Origin of the sequence: Pedobacter sp. Leaf194, from assembly GCF_001423945.1 — a bacterium.
In the GTDB taxonomy this organism is placed as follows: Bacteria; Bacteroidota; Bacteroidia; order Sphingobacteriales; family Sphingobacteriaceae; genus Pedobacter.
On record NZ_LMPU01000009.1, the window covers coordinates 856,343 to 876,373 of the forward strand.

The 20,031-nt window shown below is 39.3% G+C and carries 17 protein-coding genes; 5 read left to right on the plus strand and 12 right to left on the minus strand.

Translation table 11 applies throughout. The features are described 5' to 3' along the window. Window position 1: 1 nt before the first annotated feature. Window positions 2–1,288 carry a gluconate:H+ symporter gene (locus ASG14_RS14100; RefSeq protein ID WP_056871673.1) on the plus strand — a complete coding sequence of 429 codons (1,287 nt, stop codon included), beginning with the start codon at window positions 2–4 and terminating at the stop codon, window positions 1,286–1,288. A gap of 286 nt (window positions 1,289–1,574) precedes the next feature. Here the strand turns inward: ASG14_RS14100 and ASG14_RS14105 are convergent, their stop codons facing one another. Next, window positions 1,575–2,777, minus strand: coding sequence for a GAF domain-containing sensor histidine kinase (locus ASG14_RS14105; RefSeq protein WP_056871674.1), 1,203 nt, complete (start codon window positions 2,775–2,777; stop codon window positions 1,575–1,577). Between the two features lie 583 nt (window positions 2,778–3,360). On the opposite strand from ASG14_RS14105, the gene ASG14_RS14110 reads away from it, so the two are divergent. After that, entirely contained in the window at window positions 3,361–4,575 is a 1,215-nt protein-coding gene (locus ASG14_RS14110; protein WP_082491589.1) for a glycosyltransferase family 87 protein, read from the plus strand. Here ASG14_RS14110 and ASG14_RS14115 read toward each other — a convergent pair. Both ASG14_RS14115 and ASG14_RS14120 read right to left on the minus strand, forming a co-directional pair. Further along, window positions 4,572–5,117 carry a hypothetical protein gene (locus ASG14_RS14115; protein WP_157274933.1) on the minus strand — a complete coding sequence of 182 codons (546 nt, stop codon included), beginning with the start codon at window positions 5,115–5,117 and terminating at the stop codon, window positions 4,572–4,574. The genes ASG14_RS14110 and ASG14_RS14115 overlap by 4 nt on opposite strands. 9 nt (window positions 5,118–5,126) lie before the next feature. After that, on the minus strand, window positions 5,127–5,807 hold the full coding sequence (locus ASG14_RS14120) for an arylesterase (protein WP_056871677.1): 681 nt from the start codon (window positions 5,805–5,807) through the stop codon (window positions 5,127–5,129). 102 nt (window positions 5,808–5,909) lie between these two features. Between ASG14_RS14120 and ASG14_RS14125 the strand changes: the two genes are divergently transcribed. The 3 genes from ASG14_RS14125 (at window position 5,910) to ASG14_RS14135 (ending at window position 10,194) form a co-directional block, all read left to right on the plus strand. Beyond that, a complete protein-coding gene (locus ASG14_RS14125) occupies window positions 5,910–6,602 on the plus strand; it encodes an ABC transporter ATP-binding protein (RefSeq protein WP_056871796.1) in 693 nt (230 codons plus the stop codon). Beyond that, on the plus strand, window positions 6,592–9,138 hold the full coding sequence (locus tag ASG14_RS14130) for an ABC transporter permease (RefSeq protein WP_056871678.1): 2,547 nt from the start codon (window positions 6,592–6,594) through the stop codon (window positions 9,136–9,138). The genes ASG14_RS14125 and ASG14_RS14130 overlap by 11 nt, the downstream gene beginning before the upstream one ends. 144 nt (window positions 9,139–9,282) lie before the next feature. Further along, on the plus strand, window positions 9,283–10,194 hold the full coding sequence (locus ASG14_RS14135; RefSeq protein WP_200940346.1) for a DNA adenine methylase: 912 nt from the start codon (window positions 9,283–9,285) through the stop codon (window positions 10,192–10,194). A 56-nt stretch (window positions 10,195–10,250) separates the two neighbouring features. On the opposite strand, the gene ASG14_RS20285 is transcribed toward ASG14_RS14135, so the two are convergent. From ASG14_RS20285 to ASG14_RS14175, 9 genes are all read right to left on the minus strand, one after another. Beyond that, window positions 10,251–10,388: a hypothetical protein gene (locus tag ASG14_RS20285; RefSeq protein ID WP_157274934.1), complete on the minus strand. Its 138-nt coding sequence runs from the start codon at window positions 10,386–10,388 to the stop codon at window positions 10,251–10,253. 167 nt (window positions 10,389–10,555) lie between these two features. Then, window positions 10,556–13,009 (minus strand): TonB-dependent receptor, encoded by a 2,454-nt coding sequence (locus tag ASG14_RS14140; protein ID WP_056871680.1) that lies wholly within the window; start codon window positions 13,007–13,009, stop codon window positions 10,556–10,558. A 21-nt stretch (window positions 13,010–13,030) separates the two neighbouring features. Further along, window positions 13,031–14,803: a M56 family metallopeptidase gene (locus ASG14_RS14145; RefSeq protein ID WP_056871681.1), complete on the minus strand. Its 1,773-nt coding sequence runs from the start codon at window positions 14,801–14,803 to the stop codon at window positions 13,031–13,033. 26 nt (window positions 14,804–14,829) lie between these two features. Continuing rightward, on the minus strand, window positions 14,830–15,222 hold the full coding sequence (locus ASG14_RS14150) for a BlaI/MecI/CopY family transcriptional regulator (RefSeq protein ID WP_056871682.1): 393 nt from the start codon (window positions 15,220–15,222) through the stop codon (window positions 14,830–14,832). A gap of 126 nt (window positions 15,223–15,348) precedes the next feature. Continuing rightward, entirely contained in the window at window positions 15,349–15,750 is a 402-nt protein-coding gene (locus ASG14_RS14155) for a heme-binding protein (protein ID WP_056871683.1), read from the minus strand. 60 nt (window positions 15,751–15,810) lie between these two features. Next, complete coding sequence (locus tag ASG14_RS14160) at window positions 15,811–16,662, minus strand: NAD(P)-dependent oxidoreductase (RefSeq protein ID WP_056871684.1); 852 nt, start codon at window positions 16,660–16,662, stop codon at window positions 15,811–15,813. Between the two features lie 189 nt (window positions 16,663–16,851). Continuing rightward, window positions 16,852–17,310, minus strand: a complete 459-nt coding sequence (locus tag ASG14_RS14165) for an NUDIX domain-containing protein (protein WP_056871685.1) — start codon at window positions 17,308–17,310, stop codon at window positions 16,852–16,854. A gap of 286 nt (window positions 17,311–17,596) precedes the next feature. Next, the gene (locus ASG14_RS14170; protein ID WP_056871686.1) at window positions 17,597–17,788 is read right to left on the minus strand and encodes a hypothetical protein; all 192 of its coding nucleotides are present in this window, start codon (window positions 17,786–17,788) and stop codon (window positions 17,597–17,599) included. Window positions 17,789–17,880: 92 nt separating this feature from the next. Beyond that, complete coding sequence (locus ASG14_RS14175; RefSeq protein WP_082491591.1) at window positions 17,881–19,959, minus strand: glycoside hydrolase domain-containing protein; 2,079 nt, start codon at window positions 19,957–19,959, stop codon at window positions 17,881–17,883. Window positions 19,960–20,031 lie beyond the last annotated feature (72 nt).

A 20,031-nucleotide genomic window follows, 5' to 3' on the forward strand; every position in this document is an offset into this window, starting at 1 on the left:
CATGTCGTTAATAATCGTTCTTGGTGGCATTTTGCTGCTTTTTTTGATGATCATCAAAAAACTGAATCCAATGATTGCCTTACTGATTACTGCAATAATTACTGGCTTATTTCTAGGCATGCCTGCAGCAAAAGTAATGACCTCTGTAAGTGCCGGAATTGGCAATACGCTTGGAAGTATGGTTATGGTACTCGCATTGGGGGCTATGATGGGAAAACTTATTGAAGATAGTGGTTCAGCAAAGAAAATTGTTTTCGTACTAATTAAACTCTTTGGGCGCAGAAATATCCAGTGGGCGGTTTTGTTAACCGGACTTTTGGTAGGCATTCCCCTATTTTATAATGCAGGTTTTGTTGTATTGATACCTCTTGTATTTGCAATTGCTTCTGCCACTGGGCTTCCAAAGCTCTATGTCGGCATTCCAATGGCCGCAGCATTGTCGGTTACTCATGGCTTTCTGCCGCCGCATCCGGGACCAGTTGCACTCGCTGCAATTTTTCATGCTGATATTGGAAAAACTTTAATATACGGCCTATGCCTGAGCATTCCAATCGCGATTATTGCGGGCGTTTATTTTCCAAAATTGATTATTAAGCGAAATATGGGCATTGTTCAGGGTGATTTTTTTCTATCGGAAGTAGAAACGTTGCCGTCTGGCCTGAAAAGTTTTTTTACCGCATTGTTGCCAGTGGTACTAATTGTGGCCGGCACAATCGGAAGCGCCATCCAGGGAAATTATTATCTTAAACCGGTTTTAAGCTTTCTGGCCGATCCAACTGCGGCTTTGTTGCTCGCCGTAGTGATTACCGTTCTCTTTCAGCAATCTGGCATTTCCAAAGCAATGGAATCCTGCGTTGAGGGTGTAAAAAGTATTGCGATGATAATCCTCATTATAGCAGCCGGGGGCGCTTTTAAACAAATTTTAGTAGATAGTGGCGTGGGCGAAACCGTAAAAGTATTAACTGCAGACCTGAATTTGTCGCCACTTTTCCTGGCCTGGTTAATTACCGCGGCATTGCGGGTAACATTAGGCTCGGCTACCGTAGCGGCGTTAACCGCATCGGGCATTGTATTGCCATTGGTGGGCTTAAATGCACCGCCCGAACTGATGGTACTTTCGGTTGGCGCAGGCAGCCTGATGCTATCGCACGTTAATGATACGGGGTTTTGGATGTTCAAAGAATACTTTAACCTTAGCCTGAAGGAAACATTTAAAACCTGGACAATGATGGAAAGTATCGTATCGGTATTAGGCCTTTTAGGCGTATTACTTATAAATTCACTTTAACCAAAAGATAAGATTTAGAAACAACGTTAAACAGCTTGTAGCTTATTTTTGCCTCTGCCATTGACTGAAAAGCAGGGCAGCTTTCAGATTTTCCGCCATAGATTTATCGAATGTTTTTATTTCATTCGAAGTGTTTTGTGGCTTTGAAGACTGGACAACCATATTTTGACGCTGATGCTGCATAGCCAAATATAATCATTTGAAATTCCGTTTTCTGTAGCATTTTGGATATAATTGTATGCTCACGCACACAAAAAAAAGCAAAAAACGACTCGTAATTTTTGGATTAAGAAAGCGGTATTGTTATCTCAAAATTTGTTCCCCAACCCTCTTCAGATGAAATTTCCATGGTTCCGTTCAGCGCCTTGATGTCGGCCATTACCATTGGCAACCCAAGTCCGTAACCTCGTTCACCAATAGTACCTTCAGAAGATTCGAGTTTTCCGTTCATGATTTTATCAATGGCTTCCTGAGATAATCCGTTACCGTTATCAGAAACATTAATTTTAAGGCTTTTACGTTTGTCAACAATTACTAAATCGAGTTTCACGGTAACCGTTCCATAATCAGAACTGAACTTAATTGCATTAGATACCAGATTGCCAGTAATTTGCAGCAATTTGTCTTTGGAGAAATTAACTTCTTTATGCTCGCCAATAACTTTAACCTTGAAGAATATATTTTTTGTTTTGGCTTGTGGCGTATAAAGCTTATCTAATTTATCTTTAAAAATTACCATATTGAAAACTTCGCCGATGATTTTCTTATCCTGAAGCAAAATTTCTTCAGTTAGATTCAGCACTTCATTATTGCTTTTGTCAATCATGAAGAGGTAATCCATTACATCAAACATTTTGTTCTGGTAACCTCGTTTTCTAATAATCTCAATAATGCCATTTATACCGGATAGCGGCCCACGAATGTCATGTGCTAATTTGCGTTGTTTTTTCTTAAGTTCATCAAAAGCTTGCCTGGTTTGCTGTAACGACTTTAATTTAATCATCTTATCTACCACTTCACTGGCCAGCAACTTAAGCAACTCAATCTTTTCAGCACTTAATTTTTTAGCATTAGCATCGAGCACACACAGGGCGCCGATGTTGTAGCCATCTTTCGTTTTTAATGGAATGCCTAAATAGTGTCGTAAGTTTAAAGGGCTGCCAACGTAAAAAAAATCTTTTGACCGCTCATCAAGCGACATATCACTAATCTCGAAATGGTCGTCGCCAGATATAGTATACTGGCAGATTGATTCCTCCCGCTTCATTTGGTCGATGTCCAAACCATGGTTGGAGACTGTCCACTGTGTAAACGAATCAATTAAGTTGACCAGCGAAATGTCGTTGCCAGAAATCTTCGCGGCTAAAGCCGTTAAGTTTTCAAATTCAGCTTGAAGCGCAGTATAGTCAGGGTCGAATGCTGCTAATGCTTTTAATCGCTCTACTTCGTTCGCCGGGATTGGACGAATGGGTTCAGTTGCTAATGCCATATGTTTGGTAAAATCAGAGCGCGATGCAATTTAGGATTTCCATCTCTGATTTAAAATAAATCCGGCAAAAATACACAGCAACTTTACATAAACAATTAATTCAAGAAAAATATAAGTGAAATTGTTGCGATGAGCATCAGTTCTTCTTTTAGTGGTGCCGAACGACATTGTAGTCAAAAAGCAAACTCAATTCGCTAAAAACCTGACTTAACTGGCTAAATTTGATAAAAGGCGCAGCTATGAAATGGCTTGCTTGAGTACCCCGCATTAATCCTCTGCACAATAAAATACTGAAATCCCAAATATTTAAGTCTTAACAACCATTAACCGGGGAATGCCTTTGCCATCTAAAATCTGCGCCTCATTTAGAAATACAAGTTAATTGATAAAATGTTTTCAGTTTAGACGGTTTCAATCTAAAGTCGATAGAAAGCGCTAAAATTTACATGATATTTTAACAAAAAAGTAAATTTATGTATTCCTGATGATACAACTTTACGAAGTGCGAAATCTAGAAATTTTCGTTTTGTCAATTTTGAAATGTTGAAACTTCATTCTATCATTGTGTAACACAATCATTACAATGAATTCCCCATCCCATCCTAACCAACCTAATTCGTTATTATCAAAGCTTAACGAAGATAATCGTTTTGCACTCTCACTCTGGCTTGCAGTAACGCTATTCTTCGTGATAGACTCCTGGATAACGCAGCGACTTAACAATTACCTCATTTTTGAAAACACCTTTAGAAACTTGCTGCACCAGCAATCGTTTTACGCTTTGTATCCGGCCTTTCATGAAGATGCAAACCATTACGGTCCAATTTTCAGCCTGATTGTAGCACCATTCGCGGCACTACCCAATTGGCTGGGTTTGCTTTTCTGGAACCTGTTCAATTGCGTATTTCTTTTCAAGGCTGTTCAAACACTGCCCGTAAGCCAAAAAGACCGTTTAATTTTTTGCTACATCGCAATACCCTGTTTAATCGAATCGATGCTAAATCAGCAATTTAATGCTGCTGCGGGCGCTTTAATAATACTAAACTATACTCAGCTTAACAAGGCAAAGGGGTTCTGGTCTGCAATGTTTATGGTTTTAGGTGTATTTGTTAAATTGTACGGAATAGTTGGTATGGCCTTTTTCTTTTTTGTTAAGGATAAACCAAGATACATTTTGTATTCGCTGCTTTGGGCAATTGTGTTTTTTACTTTACCTATGTTGTTTTCCTCGCCGCTTTTTGTTACAGATTCCTATTTCGACTGGTTTATTTCCCTTACCCATAAAAATGCAACCAATGTTTCCGGTGAAGGAATAGACATGTCTATAATGGGTTTTTTCAGGGAACTGTTTCATTTGCCTGTCTTAACAAATTCCATATGCATTGCCATTGGTTCGATTCTTTTTACTATCCCGTTCCTGAACTACAAATGCTATAATAAAAAAAGGTTTCAGCTTCTGATGCTTTCGTCTGCCTTACTGTTTCCGATACTTTTTAGCACCGGCGCTGAAGATTGTACCTTTATAATCTCGATTGCAGGCGTTGGCATTTGGTATGTTTTGGAAAAAAACAAAGTTTTGAAGTACATACTATTGCCTGTTTTATTGATAACAGCCTGCGATTTTCCACTCTTGTTTTTTCCCGAATTCTCAAAGAGCCACAGAATATTGCTTTCTATGCTTAGTTTTCCTTACTTTCTGGTTTGGATTAGAGTATTGTATAAAGCATTCATGTACAAAAAAATATTTAAACATGATGAAGAGGATGCACTGCTAAGGACAACTTTGCAAACGCTTTAAGCTTTCAAGTTTTTCAGACTGTTTACAATTAATTTAAGCGCCTTAGCTCTCAGTTGAGGATTTCCCTGATCGAGATTGAGCACCAGTATCTGCTTTCTTTTAAGGTATTTTTTCACGTTCTTTTTATCAAATGCTAACATCCATGCGATGTTGTCTATAAGGTCGGCATATTTTACGGTTTGGGCATCCGGACTGATTGTTAACAGGCGTCTCGCTTCGCGTTTTTTACGCTCTTTTTTACTAAACGCGGGGAAATCCCGCTTGCCATAAACATCTGTTAATTCGGTAACACATTTTCCAATGTGGTTGGCAACTGCATCATCATATCCTGATTTTTTAAGCGCATCAATAAGTTCTCTAAACGTTGTTTGTGTATCTTCAAGTAAATCATGACAAAGCCCGATCTCGAAACCAAATGCGGAAAAAATTTTACTGGTGTTTGCAACATTTAAAAGATGACTGAAGTAAGGCAAACCCGTTTGCTTTATTAGCTGCCCATTATGCTTTTGTGCAACCCATTTAGCTAGTTTTTCCTCAGACAAAACGGTCAATTACAGTAAAGGCTTTAAAACTGCCCAAACATTTTTTGCGAGAATTTTATCACCTTCTGCCGTTGGATGAATGCCATCAGGCTGGTTTAGCTTTGGGATTCCACCAACTTTTTCGAGCAAAAAAGGTATTAAACTCATATTATTTTTCCTGGCCAAATCCGGGAAGATATTTTTAAAATCAGAAGTGTATTTTTTACCCATGCTTGGTGGCATCTGCATGCCTGCCATCACCAGCTTTGCATCAGGATATTTTGCTTTAACCTTGTCTATTATTGCCTGCAAATTTTTTGTAGTTTCATCTGTCGGAACGCCCCTCAAACCGTCGTTAGAACCAAGTTCCAGCACAAACACATCAACTCTCTGTTTCAAAAGCCAATCTATTCTGCTTTTACCACCGGCTGAAGTTTCACCGCTAAGGCCAGCATTGATAACCTTATAAGGCAACCTAAGGGAATCAATTTTATTTTGAATCAATGCAGGATAAGCTTCTGTTGGATCAAGCCCTAATCCCGCCGTTAAGCTTGTTCCAAAAAACAAAATATTTTTTGTTGCCTTTGCAGTTTCCTTTACAACGTTTTGAGCTGAGTGTTTTCCTGCAGATTCCGCCTTATTGTCTGTATTCGAGCAGGCTTGTAATATTCCTGTCAAAACAATTAATGCCATTACACGTTTTCGTAACATATCTATTTAATGTATCTCTTAAAATCAAAAAGCCATTATCTTTAACCAAGCAGGCAGCATGAATGTTTCGATGTGCCTGTTTTAAACTTTAAAATTCAGCCATTGGAAAGCATACTGAACGTCCGAAATGTAAGTAAAATTTATCAAAGTGCCGGCCGCGAACTCACTGTATTGAATGATATAAACTTTGCAATAGAAAAAGGTTCTACCGTGGCCATTACCGGTCCTTCGGGAAGTGGAAAAACAACACTTCTTGGCTTATGTGCCGGTTTAGACCGGTCAAGTACAGGCAGTATTGAGTTAAACGGGGTGCTGCTTGATAAGCGCTCGGAGGATGAGCGTGCGGCCATCCGCAACCAATATGTGGGTTTCATTTTTCAGAATTTCCAGTTGTTACCTACCCTGACTGCCCTCGAAAATGTGATGGTTCCGCTCGAATTGAGAGGCGAAAAAAACATTAAAGCACATGCAATGGAGTTGCTTGATAAGGTAGGTTTGGCTGATAGAAGCCATCATTACCCCATCCAGCTCTCGGGTGGTGAACAGCAGCGTGTTTCATTGGCACGGGCATTTTCGAATAAACCATCCTTATTATTCGCCGACGAGCCTACAGGTAATCTTGATGCAGAAACAAGCGAAAAAATCATTAAACTTTTGTTCGATTTGAATAAAGATGCCGGAACTACGCTTGTGATTGTAACACACGACCCTGATTTGGCAATGAGAACCGGCAGAGTGATTAAAATGAAAGGTGGATTAATTATAGCTGACGAGAACCCAAATTATGCCCGATAATAACCTTCCTAAGCAGCGCGTTCCAATTTCGTGGTTGTTTAAAATGGCCTGGCGGGATAGCCGCAAGAACCGATCGCGTTTACTTTTGTTTATATCTTCTATTGTACTGGGCATTGCAGCACTGGTTGCTGTTTATTCCTTTAAAGATAATCTCCAAAATGATATAGACCGGCAAGCGAAAGAATTAACTGGCGCCGACTTAATTGTGGAAAGCCGGAAAGCTGCCACTAAGGAGACCCAGCGGATGCTGGAAACCATGGGCAATGACCGTGCGGCTGAAAGCACTTTCGCATCAATGGTTTATTTCGTTAAAAGCGGCGGGAGCAGGTTGGTACAAATGAAGGCCTTAGAAGGCAATTATCCATTTTATGGCAGTATTGAAACAACACCAGCCAGCGCTGCAAAAAGTTTTTTTACCGCACAAGATGCATTGGTTGATAAAACACTGATGCTACAGTTTAACGCGGAAACCGGAGATTCCATTAGCATTGGCGATCTGAGATTTAAAATTGCCGGCGTGTTAGATAAGGCGCCAGGCCAAACAGGCATTGCAGCAAGCGTGGCACCGATAATTTACATACCACTAAAATATTTGAGTAAAACCGGTTTAATTAAAACAGGAAGCCGGGTAAACTATAAATACTATTATAAATTTAACAATGCAGCCGAGCTCGATGCAACGATAAAAAAGCTTCAGTCAAAACTCGAAAAAGAAGGATTGGATATAGATACCGTTGCAGATAGAAAAGCGCAAACCGGCCGCTCCTTCCGCGATTTAAACCGGTTTTTGGCGTTAACTGGTTTCATTGCTTTGCTGCTTGGATGTGTGGGTGTAGGCAGCGCAATTCACGTTTACATTCAGGAAAAACTATCCGCAATTGCCACCTTACGCTGCATGGGATTAAAAGCTTGGGATGCTTTCTTAATTTTTTTAATTCAGGTATCATTTATTGGCTTAGTTGCTGCAATTATTGGTTCTACACTAGGAACTCTAATTCAGTTTTTAATTCCGATTGTACTAAAAGATTTTTTACCTGTCGAAATCACGATGCAAATTTCTTGGGGAGCAATTGGCCAGGGCATTTTACTTGGTCTGGTAATCTCTGTGCTATTCGCGCTTCCTTCATTACTGGCTGTAAGGAAAATTTCTCCACTCAACGCGATACGTGCAATATTTGAACAGAACGCACCGGCGAAAAGAGATTTGTTAAAGTTGGTGGTTTATTTGCTCATGATTGGCTTCGTAATCGCTTTTTCTTATTTACAGATGAATAACTGGATGCAAGCCATTGCATTTACAACAGCGATTTTTGTCGCCTTCTTACTGCTTATGCTGTTTTCGGGCGTGCTGATGTTCTTAGTCAAAAAACTAATGCCAGCATCGCTCAACTATCTTTGGCGCCAGGGTTTCGCAAACCTCTATCGTCCAAATAATCAAACCCTTATGTTAACGGTGTCAATTGGCCTGTCGACTGCTTTTATCTGTACACTTTATTTTGTTCAGGGAATCCTGATAAGCCGCGTTACGCTTTCCTCGGGTAGTAACCAGCCAAATATGGTTTTGTTTGACATTCAAACTTCGCAACGTGCGGCTGTTACGGATTTGGCAAAATCATTCAGCCTGCCTTTAATGAATCAGGTACCCGTTATCACCATGCGTATTGAGGAGATAAATGGAAAAAAAGCTGGTGCAGACAGTACAAATAAAAGAGCATTTAGAAACGAAATAAGGGCAACATATCAGGATACGCTTACCGCTGCAGAGAAGCTCGTAGAAGGAAAATGGACGGGAAGAGTAACGGCCCCAAATGATGTTATCTACATTTCTTTAGATCAAAACTTTGCCAGAAGCATTAAGGCTAAAGTGAATGATAAAGTAGTTTTTAATGTCCAGGGTATGCTGCTACCAACCGTGGTAGGAAGTTTGCGAGAGGTTAACTGGAGCAGGATGCAGACAAACTTCCGCGTTGTTTTTCCCTCGGGCGTGCTCGAGCAGGCACCTCAGTTTCATGTACTAATGACCCGCGTACCGAATAGCGAAACATCGGCAAAATTCCAAGGCACAGTTGTGCGCAAGTTCGCTAACATTTCTGTTATTGATTTAGGGCTAGTGCTGAGACTTCTGGATGAATTGCTGAGTAAAATAAGTTTTGTTATTCAGTTTATGGCGGGCTTTAGTATGATAACCGGCTGGATAGTACTGATATCGGCTATTTTAACAAGCAAAAATCAGCGGCTAAAGGAAAGCATCTTGCTTAGAACAATGGGTGCGAGCAAGAAGCAAATTTTGGTAATTAATGCTATTGAATACTTCTTTTTAGGCTTGTTTGCCGCCTCTGCAGGTTTAATCCTATCGATGTCTGCCAGTTGGGGGCTCGCAAAATTCAGTTTTGACGCTTCCTTTATGCCTCCGGTTTTACCAACATTAATGCTTTTCGGTAGTGTGGTGTTGTTGGTTGTAATTACTGGTGTGCTGAGCAGCAGAAGCATTTTAAACAAGCCACCACTGCAGATTTTAAGAAATGAAGCGAGCTAGCAGCAAATTTTTTGCTTTTAGATGAGGGTTTCAATGCTGCGGAGCATTTCTCAGGCTTTAAAATGACTTTATGCCGGCAGTTTTTTAGTCGCTCAGAACGAGCTTAATTTTATAACTTGCGATACAAAACGTAGTCTGTTTATCTTGCAAAACCAGAAAATAAAAAATAATTTAGCGAAGCCATTTTTGAAATGGGCCGGTGGTAAAACACAGTTAATTCCCGCAATTGAGGCCTATTTGCCTGTTGATCTTACTAATAGGTCAGATTTAACTTATGTTGAACCATTTATCGGTAGCGGGGCCGTGTTCTTTTGGTTTATACAAAAATTTAACATAAAAAAAGCCGTAATAAATGATATAAATGCGGAACTGATTTCTGTATACCAAATCATAAAATCGGTACCACAAGAACTAATCCTATTCTTAAAGGAACTAGAGCGCAATTACAACGACTTAAGGGCGGAAACGCAAAAGCGCAGTTTTTTCATGGATATACGCAGCAAATTCAACTTAAAAACCGATAACAAAGTAGAAAATGCAGGCTATTTTATTTTCTTAAACCGAACTTGTTTCAACGGATTATATCGGGTAAATAGCAAAAATTTCTTCAACGTTCCATTTGGGAAATACGTTAAGCCAAGAATTTCCGACCCGAAGAACATTCTGGCGATTAGCGAGTTGCTGCAAAATGTTACCATTTTGAACGGTGATTACACAGAAACATTGAAGCATGCATCAGAAAACAGCTTTTTTTATTTCGACCCGCCTTACAAGCCGATTAGCAAAACAGCATCTTTTAATGCATATGCAAAACACGATTTCGGTGATAAGGAACAGGAGCGCCTCGCAAAATTTACTGAACTGCTAACAGAGAAAAATCACCGGTGGCTACTTAGTAATTCCGACCCTAAGAATATCGACCCGGCAGCTGTATTTTTTGATGAACTTTATGATAAACCTTCAAATACAATTTGCAGGATTAAGGCCCGGCGCATGATTAATGCAACTGCGGCTAAAAGAGGAGAAATTAATGAGATTTTGATCATGAACTATTGAGGGTTCAGATGTCAAATTTCCTCATAACGAGTTCCAAATCCTGCCATTTTTTTCCTTTAGCGATTTGCCGCATATTCAGGTGTTTCATCTTCCATTAATACGTGATGCATATCTAACATCTTAATTCTTTTCTTCAAAATCGCATTTGGCTTATTTTCCGCCGCAACCATGCCCGAGGTAACCTCTTCAACCAATTTTGGTTAAATAGGCACACCATTGGTCGAATCCGCCAGTATCAAATCCGATAAGAACGTGGTTGTTTATTACTTTAAGAATTGTTGGCATTCCGTTTAACTAAGCGTTTAAAAATGGGATGCGAAATAGATTTAGTAATCAGTTAAAACTTCTCACCATGCAAAACTTAATTTTTCACACGGCTCTTTTCGTCGTCGGCTCCTGAGGTTTCATGCTTCGCGGGCGACGAGAATACTTTTCCAAATCGATAAGCGTAACTCAAAATAACCGTTCGGGTATCAGCCCTGTTTGTCCAGTTTGCATCGGTTGCCGCAAGATTGTTAATTATTCCAACAAAAACCCGGTTCTTAAAAATATCAGAAGCTGATAACTTAAGCGTGCTCTTTGCCGACAACTTTTTTTGAACTGCTGCACCAAACTCATGCACCCGACCGATTAGAAACTGAACATTTGAAAACTTCGTTTGGTACCGCAAGTTTGCTTCTGCGCTCCACGAAGGCGACAATTTAAACTGTAAATTGGAATTGGTTCTGAAATATGTTCCATTAGTAAACAAGTAGCCGGTGTAAAAATCTGTTTTAGAAATGATGTTTGCAACCTCCATGTAAATATGGGCGCTCAACCATTTTGAAAGGTCTAAATCAGCATTTACAGAAATATTTTTTACTGTTCCCCTACCAATATTCGCCGGCCTGCTGTAGTAAGTGCCATTTACAATTTCAATGGTTTCACTAACATCATCCCGAACCCAACTGTAACCAAGTGTTGTTGTAATTTTGTTTTTAAAGGTATGACTAAGCTCGATACTTTGCGTAAATGCCGGCCTCAAAAAAGGATTGCCTACATAATAGGTAAACTTATCCAATGGAGAATAAAACGGATTTAAGTCCTGGTAGTACGGCCTGTCTATTCTCCTGCCGTAATTTAAGCCAACCTGATTATTGCCTGCAATATCAATTTTGTAGCTTAGATATGCCGTAGGAAAAAGGCTGTTGTAGGTCCTTTTAAAAGACGAATCGGCCTTAACCAGATTTCCAAGTTGGTGCCCGTCGGAAATTGTATTTTCAAACCTCACACCAGCCTGAAGGGAAAAGCGCTTTCCCTCCATGCTCAGGTTTAAATAAGCAGCATTTATATGTTCTTTATAAACGAATTGATTGGTTTTGCCGTAATCAACAACCGTATTGCCATTGGCAGTATACAGGTATTTGGCTGCGTTATCGGTTTTCGTATAACTCGTTTTTAAACCAGCTTCCATTTTCCATAATTTATTGATAGGTTTTGCGTAATCTGTTTTCGCAGTAAAAATGTCGATGTCAGAAGGCAAATCACCAGTCAATAAATCCTGAAACTTCAACTGCATATTTGGAAAGTAACTGTAATTATAATACTGCTGATCGGTTTGATTCCGATAACTCAGATAATCCAGATCAAAAGTGATGTCGCCATCATCTTTTCCAAACTTATGCCTGTAATTGAGGTTAATTGCGGCGTTTCTGTAATTTATAACGTCAATATTTTCCGCTTTAATGATAGAATCGGGCTGTTTTACGACATTAAGCAAATTGCTTGTATTGTTATTAACCTGAGTAGAAACGCGGCTCATACCTGTGAAAACGATTCCCCAGGTACTCTGTTCAGATTGGTAAAAGTCGACACCAGCTTTTGCATTAAACGTATTACCATGCCTTCTAAAAAATGAATTCTGGTTAAAGAAGTATTTTGGGGTATTGTCGGGATTTTTATAAGTCCGGTTTAAATCCAAATCTGTAAAACTATTATTTAGGTTATCACTGAAATTACCGAAAACATTAACCTTATTTTTTCGGTAGTTAAAGTTCAAACTGTTGTTGGAGCGGGTTAGCTCTCCCTGATTTATACTCAAATTTATGCTTCCGTTAAAGCCGGCAGCTTTAGTCTTCTTCGTTTTGATGTTAATCACACCCGCATTCCCGGCGGCATCATATTTGGCAGGCGGGTTGGTCATCAACTCAATTTGCTCCAGCGAAGATGATGGCAAACTGCGTAGGTAATTCTCCAAGTCCGGTCCGGAAAGATAAGTTGGCTTATCATCTATAAATATGCTAACGCCACTTTTCCCTTTCAAGCTAATCAAACCATTCTGATCAACATTTACCCCCGGCGATTTCGCGAGCACGTCCAAAGCTGTGGTTCCGGCATTTGAAATTAAAGCATCTACATTAACCACCATTTTATCTAATTTTTGCTCAACAAAGGCCTTTTTGCCGCTAATGTTAACCGTGTTCAGGTTGTTGGCCCCAGCAGATAAGGTAATCGCACCGAGATTAAGGGCATCGTTTTCACTATTTAAGCGTAGAGTTGCGCTTTCATATCGCCTGTAACCCATTACTGAAATTTTGATCTGGTAATCCCCATAACTTAGACCTGCAAAATCAAAGCTTCCGTCCGTTTCACTGAGCAACTTTTTTAGTAATACAGAATCTTTAGCACTGTATAATGCTACCGTTGCTGCAGGTATGGCGTTTGCATTTTCATCCACCACAGTCCCCGAAATTTTTATGGTTGTGGTTTGGGCTCGCACAAAAATTTGGGCAAAACAAAGCCAAACGGCTAAAAAAGCCATCAATTTAAGTTTCATAATTTAAAGTGGTGCTTTAAGTTAAGGCGCAGTTGCTGTAGTAGAATTTGTTTCAAACCTGTAAAGCAACGCAGCGTTATCACTTTGAAGGTATTTCTTTTTACACTTTTGATGATAGTTATTAGGTTGCTTAACCCCATTTATAATCAAATTATTTTTATCCAGTTTGTAAGAAAGTCTTTCTGAATTTTTTATAATTCCATCTTGAAGCATCTCACTTATTATCGCTTTATATTCATGCACGTCAGAATTTGTACTGGTAGCCGATTCAATTGTTGTTTGGGTACCAGTTTTTGTTGATGTTCCTGGCGCATTTTGCCCATTATTTCTGTTTAAGGGTGGCAGGGGCGGTGTGCTTTGATGTACCGGAGGAGATGGCGGCACCACCGGACTTACTGGTGCAGAAGGCGGGTTTATGTGTCCTCTTCGTGATGAATTATTTCTATTGAGATTCTCATTCCGCTGCATTTTCGCATCTTCAGCGGCTATTTTAGCGTCTATCTGCGCCTGCAAAGCGTCAAGTTTTGCCACCTTTGCATCTGCTTCGGCCACTTTCGCATCCTCAGCGACATGCTTAGCATCTTCAGCAGCTATCTTTCCGTCCTCAATGGCAACTTTTGCATCTCTAATCGCCTGTTTCGAATCCTCAATTGCTTGCTTTTTGTTTTCTATCGTCTGTTTCCTCGCAATTTCAGTTCTTGTGTTTTTTCTTTTTATCGTATCACGAAGTTCATTGGCAGGATTTACCTCGCCAGAGGAAGCAACATTTTTAAATGCTGCAGAACAGATTACTACAGATACGAGTGCTAGAGTTAATATCGTCTTTTCCATTTTATTTAGGGTGGTTTTAGTGTCGAACAGCATTCGGCTGATCCGGTTAAAAAGGTGATTCTTTTCACCCGTAACTGCTAACGCAAATGCAGGTGCTTTTAATTGGAATTCCTGGCAGGTAATTAAAGCCTTTACATAATTCCGCTTATTATCCATTTTTGAAATTGCAAGGTCGTCGCAGCAATTCTCGCGTTCTTCTTTAATTAATTTTGATACCCACAACACAGCCGGATTAAAGAAAAATACAATTTCGATAAAGCTTTGGAGTAGATTCACCAGGTAATCTCTTCGTTTAATGTGTGCAAGCTCATGACAGAGAATGGCTTCGACTTCATCGGCCGAAAGACTGTTCAGCAGACCTAAAGGAATTAAAATTAACGGCTTGAAATGACCTACAACCATAGGAACGGTTGCAATCCCCGATTGTAAGATGCGCACGCTTTTGCCAATTCCCAGGTTCATTGACAGCGTCGCTAATATACTATCCCATTTTTTCCCGGCAGAATAAGTTTTGGTTCTTTTCAACTGATGTATGGCGGTTAGGCCTGCGAAAAACTGAACAATTTTTATACATATTACCAAAAACCAGCTTAACACGATTTGTGCCGTATAGCTATTCCATAATCCTGCAACGGTATTTATTCCTGTTATTATATCTGTCTGAATATTAGGGCTTGATTTTTCAGTAATCGGCAACATGTTTTTCGCTGTTGAGATTGCTTTTGTTTCTAAAACCTCAATTTTTAATGCACTGAAAAACACCATACCTACTGCGACTACAAACACGCAAAGACTTGCCGTTAATAAATTATATCTTATCACTGCTGATGTTTTTCTTGTCGAAAACAAAACAATAGCAACCACTAAAGCTAAAATTACACCTATCCATAACGAGTGGAAAAGAGTTGTGGCTAAAGCATGAAGCCAGTTTGAAGGCAAAAATTCTGTTAAATTTAATTCCATATTGTGGTTCTTTTTAGAATTAGTAATTATTTATCAAAGTTGTTCAGCAGTTTTTTGATTTTCTCGATATCATCTTTCGAGGTTTTATTGTTACCCAATAACTGCATCACAAGTGATGATGCTGAACCCTTATAAAGTGTGTTTACAAATCTATCCAGCAGCTGATCTTTCGTTTTAGATTCGTCTTCAACCGGAATGTAGATGTGTTTCATTTGCGACTCGTCTCTTTTCAAGATGCCCTTTTCGGTTAAAATTTGCATCTGTTTTAAGGTTGAGGTGTAGTTGACATCTCTCTGCGCATTAAGCTTATCATTTACGAACCGAACTGTCGAAGGCCCAAACTCCCACAAAACCTGTAGTATCTCAAGCTCTGCTTTGGTTGGCTCTGGTAGATTCTTTTCAGTTTTACTAACTTTCATAAACCAAAGGTACGATAGTTTTCGTACGAAGCAAGTATTATCTAGTTTTTTTTCAAAAAAATTTTTTTTCAAAAAAAAAGCCCGAACATCGTTCGGACTCTTAGTGATAAGGAATAAAGTATTTAATTATTTAACCGCTTCAGCACCAGCCTGCGCAACAGCATGGTCATCATCTACGGTACTTCCAGATACGCCAATCGCACCTATAATATCGCCTGATGCATTTTTCAAAATAACACCACCTGGAAAAGTAATTAACCCGCCATTTGAGTGTTCGATGTTAAATAAAGGCTGGCCGGGTTGCACCAAAGGCGTAAGTGCTTTGGTATCCATTTGAAACCATGCAGCCGTCTTTGCCTTTTTCATGGAAATATCTACTGAGCCTATCCAGCCTCCATCCATATGCGCAAAAGCGATCAGGTTGCTGCCAGCATCGACTACAGCGATGTTCATTTTTGTATTGATTTCTGTTGCTTTAGTTTTTGCCGCAGCAATTACAGCTTCTGCCTGTTCGAGTGTAATGTTCATAACTTTAAATTATTGATTGTATGACAACAAGTTAATGAATATAAAGTTTACGGTTTCAATTTATTTCAACGAATTAATGATGGCGATGATATCGTCTTCTGCACTCGTTTTTTCAGCTGCCTTAAATGTGGCGATGGCAGCCTTTGCAAGTGGCGAATTAAGGCCCTGGTTCTGAGCCAGGTTTAAATCTTTGACAATATGTTTCAACGCAAAGGCTGCTTTGAAATTATTCTGCAAAATCGCTTCACCTTTAATCTTTGTAAACAGATTTCCAATAGCCGCATTATTAATTAATTCTAATAAATCTTGAGTTCTTACACCTTTCTCGTTAGCGAAAAGGAGAGTTTCCGCTAAACCTTGCGCATATACGGCAAGCAGCGCGTTTATAGCAAGCTTTGCATTATTCCCAGCGCCTGTTTCGCCCACATGCAAAGTCAATTTCCCTAAACAATCCAGCACTGGCTTAGTAGTTTCAAAAATCTGCTTATCACCGCCAACCATTATCACAAGTGTGCCTGTTTCTGCTTGCTTCACGCTTCCTGATACTGGCGCATCCAGATAGAAATTTCCCTTCGCCGTGCATCGTCCAGCCATTTCAATGCTGATTTCCGGCGATACCGTACTCATATTTACAATCGTTCTACCTGACGAACCCGATGCAAGCAGGCCGTTTTCGGACTCAAAGATCTGTTTTATCGCCTCATCATCCGATACCATGATAAAAACAACGTCTGAACTATCCAACAGCGCACTGGTGGAGGAACAATCCGATGCCCCCATTTTTATAAGCGCTTCAGCCTTGGCGCTGTTTCTGTTGTAGACTGAAACCGGATAATTTGCATTAATCAGTTTTTCTGCCATTGGAATACCCATATTACCAAGGCCAATCCATCCTATTTTTTTTTGCTCCATACAACAAATATCAAATAATAAGACTGAAATCTGAGGGATTATTGCTAAACAAGAATTTATTTGAAGTTGAACTATCAAAACTTGACACAAGTCTTTGGAACATTTTAAAGTGCTGCTGAACCCAATGCATCGTGCACGGACAAATGGCATTTGGAAATGTTCCGATCGACCATGAATTGAAAACCTTGATTAATGAAAAATCTTAACCCGTAATTCGTTTAGAAAAGAAATTTGCCTTTCGTTAATTAAATTTACTGCTTCATCATACTTAAACCAACCTGCCTTATCTACCTCAGGAAAAGATTTAATTTGACCCGATTTTGGCGGCCATTGAATTTCGAATAAATTGCTTAGAATCCTTTCAGCATCGATATCAAATTCCACGGCCCAGCATAATACTTTTTTGCCTCCTTTCTGAACCACAGGTTTGAGTTCAATAAAGCTTCCTTTAGGAACGGTTCCAGTCTCTTCCGCAAATTCACGGACTGCCGCCGCCAAGGGCGCTTCATCATCCATCAGTTCACCCTTGGGTATTGTCCACCAACCTTCATGTTTCTTCGCAAAAAATGGCCCGCCGGGATGCACCAAAAAGAACTCAATGTCATTATTCAGCTTTCTAAATAATAGTAATCCGGCGCTTAATTTCATCTATTCAAACTTATGATTTATGATACAAAGCAGCTACAATTTTTTTGTGCTGGAAGCATTTGAAATTAGCTCTGTATTGGCTGCATGGGAAATATACGCTCCAGATGTCACTTTCCTCCTCTGGTAATTGCTTAGTCACATAGTGCATTTAACGGAGCAAGCAAATCTACAGAAACTGACTAATCTGTTTTATAATGCACGATTAATCCTTCATAAGTTGTGAAAAATAAGGCGTAAAAAAACCCCTGCCTGTTAAGCAAGGGTTAATTTCGTGAAACGGTTCGGTTTATAATAAGCCGTAAAGTCCGTTCGCATATTTTCTCAAAGAAGAAGAAACGGATTGCATTTTATCTGGAGACGGACCCTTTACTTTATAAGCTTCGGGATGTAATTCCATTTGTTCACCTTCTTTATTTAAAAAAAGATTTCTGTGTGTGAGCGTATCATTTTGGATTTCGTCGGTTTTTAAAGGAGCCATGATGTATTATTTTTATATTAACACAACATGGTCTGATTAAAAAAGTTTTTACCCGATATAAAAGAAATTTGTTATGACCAAAAATCAACAATTTACGGTTCGATTGATGACAACCAGTTGTCAGTATCCGAAAGTTTTACCGGAACTGCAGAAGCTGTAATTTTTAGAACACCTCCTGATAAAATATCTTTTTGGGTGATGTAATTTTTATTAAAAGGTTTTCCGTTTAGGGTAACAGACTTTATATATTTATTTTTGAGATCGAAATTTTCAGTTTCGATTTTAAATACTCTACTTTTTGGTAATTGAAGTGTTATCGAAGGAAACAAAGGAACATTTAAATAGTAAACCGGCCAACCCACGCATGCAGGCGAAAATCCACTCGCTGCGAATACGTACCAGGCACTCATTGCGCCCGCGTCGTCATCCATTGTGCGCAAATATGCATGTGGCTGGTTTCGGTAAATCTTACCGATATAGCTTCCTATCCCCCTACTATTGTCATTAAAATAATTTTGAATCACAGTATCGGCTACTAACTGATGCATCCAATATTGAGATTTATAGCCTTGTCTGGTGATATTATACATTAATGGAACCTGCAAATCCGGTTCATTTGCATGGTTGTATAAATCTTTTTCAAAAAATTCGTCGAGTTTTCCAAGGTAAGCTTCCTCGCCCCCATGCAGGGCAATTAAACCTTTAAAATCATAGGGGACAAACCACCTATACTGCCAGATTGTGCCTTGATATAAGCCACGGGCCTGCATCCGGTCTACATCTGGCCTGCTCATGTCTTTGAAATCCTTATTCCAGTAAGTTTTATATTCTAATGCCTTATTTTTATAGAACACTGCTTGCTCTTTATTCTTCAAAATTTTGAAAATTTCAGACAGCGCCCAGTTGTCGTAACTTGATTCGAGTGCCTTATCTGGCGATTTGTAATCCAGATTGTTCACCTTTTTCGTCAAAGAATCTATAATTTTGTTAAAATCGACTTTATAACCTTTACGGTAGGCATCCAGCAAAACGACGATCCCATGTTCGGTTCTAACCGTATTGGATGGTTCGGTTTGCGTAGCATAATCCTTCTTGCCAGAGTTGTACAAATCAGCAATAGAATTTGTTATACCCTGATAACGCTCGGGCACAATTAAAGAAAGCAACGGCAACTGTGTTCTATAATTATCCCAGATTGCCCAGCCGTTATAGCGAACTTTTTCATCTTTCCTTAATTCTCCACGGGTATTTCGGTATTTTCCATCTTTTTCAGAAATAACATATGGAGACTGCATGGTTCGATACAGTAATGAATAAAACAATTTTGCATTATCCATATCCCCTGCTACAGCAATTTTGCTCAATTCCATATTCCAATCCAGACTACTTTGCGCCTTCAACTGTTGGAAAGAATCTTTATTAATGCTTGCCTTTGCCGCCTCAACGCTTACTGAAGAAAATGCGACATCAATGTCCTCCCCGGTATCGGCATCGTTTAACTTAACGACCAGCTTATGGTTGCCCTCATCTTTCCAGGTTAAATTCTTCTTCAATTCCAAATGGTAAAATAACTTGTATTTTCCAACACCACAGGTCGTTTTTGAAACAACCCAGCCACTCACCGCATGGCCGTTTATTTGATGTTCTTCATCAACAAAAGCGTTGTTAAAAGCGTAACTTAAATCCAGGTAAAATCCTTTTTCTCCTTTTGGAAATTGATACGCGTGTTTACCGGCTTTTCCTAAAACAGCTAAACTGGCTTTAATTTTATTGGCAAAACCAACTTCATATAAGCCAGGACTTGCCTTTTCAGATGTTTTCAATAATTCGCAATTTGCCGGGCTATTACCTAAAAATGGTTTTATTAGAATGTTTCCACCCGAACCCTGGCATCCAACGCCTTCAAAACGATTATGTGTAAAGCCTAAAAACTTTTTGGCTAAAAATTCGTATCCTGTATGCGTTTTTGGATAAGTTTGCGGCCCTATACTTAGCATACTAAACGGATAGGATGCCGCAGGAGACATTTGTCCATGATCTGCCGATGACCCTAGAAAAACGTTAACCAAATCAACCGGTTTTGCATTATTTACAGAAAAAATGGCGGGCTTTTTTTGAGCTAAAACGTTTAAGCAAATGAAAAGCGCACTAAAGAATAAAAAATTTTTCACTGAGAAATGATTTGATGTCTTGATAATTTGAAGTGCCTAAAGTATGTATTTAATCATTAAATTAACGTTATG

Excerpts from the sequence above, each read along its gene's own strand:
- ASG14_RS14105 (WP_056871674.1), bottom strand. The coding sequence starts at position 2,777 with ATGGCATTAGCAACTGAACCCATTCGTCCAATCCCGGCGAACGAAGTA.
- ASG14_RS14100 (WP_056871673.1), top strand. The coding sequence starts at position 2 with ATGTCGTTAATAATCGTTCTTGGTGGCATTTTGCTGCTTTTTTTGATG.
- ASG14_RS14155 (WP_056871683.1), bottom strand. The coding sequence starts at position 15,750 with ATGAACATTACACTCGAACAGGCAGAAGCTGTAATTGCTGCGGCAAAA.
- ASG14_RS14145 (WP_056871681.1), bottom strand. The coding sequence starts at position 14,803 with ATGGAATTAAATTTAACAGAATTTTTGCCTTCAAACTGGCTTCATGCT.
- ASG14_RS14165 (WP_056871685.1), bottom strand. The coding sequence starts at position 17,310 with ATGAAATTAAGCGCCGGATTACTATTATTTAGAAAGCTGAATAATGAC.
- ASG14_RS14110 (WP_082491589.1), top strand. The coding sequence starts at position 3,361 with ATGAATTCCCCATCCCATCCTAACCAACCTAATTCGTTATTATCAAAG.
- ASG14_RS14150 (WP_056871682.1), bottom strand. The coding sequence starts at position 15,222 with ATGAAAGTTAGTAAAACTGAAAAGAATCTACCAGAGCCAACCAAAGCA.
- ASG14_RS14130 (WP_056871678.1), top strand. The coding sequence starts at position 6,592 with ATGCCCGATAATAACCTTCCTAAGCAGCGCGTTCCAATTTCGTGGTTG.
- ASG14_RS14160 (WP_056871684.1), bottom strand. The coding sequence starts at position 16,662 with ATGGAGCAAAAAAAAATAGGATGGATTGGCCTTGGTAATATGGGTATT.
- ASG14_RS14120 (WP_056871677.1), bottom strand. The coding sequence starts at position 5,807 with ATGTTACGAAAACGTGTAATGGCATTAATTGTTTTGACAGGAATATTA.
- ASG14_RS14140 (WP_056871680.1), bottom strand. The coding sequence starts at position 13,009 with ATGAAACTTAAATTGATGGCTTTTTTAGCCGTTTGGCTTTGTTTTGCC.
- ASG14_RS14170 (WP_056871686.1), bottom strand. The coding sequence starts at position 17,788 with ATGGCTCCTTTAAAAACCGACGAAATCCAAAATGATACGCTCACACAC.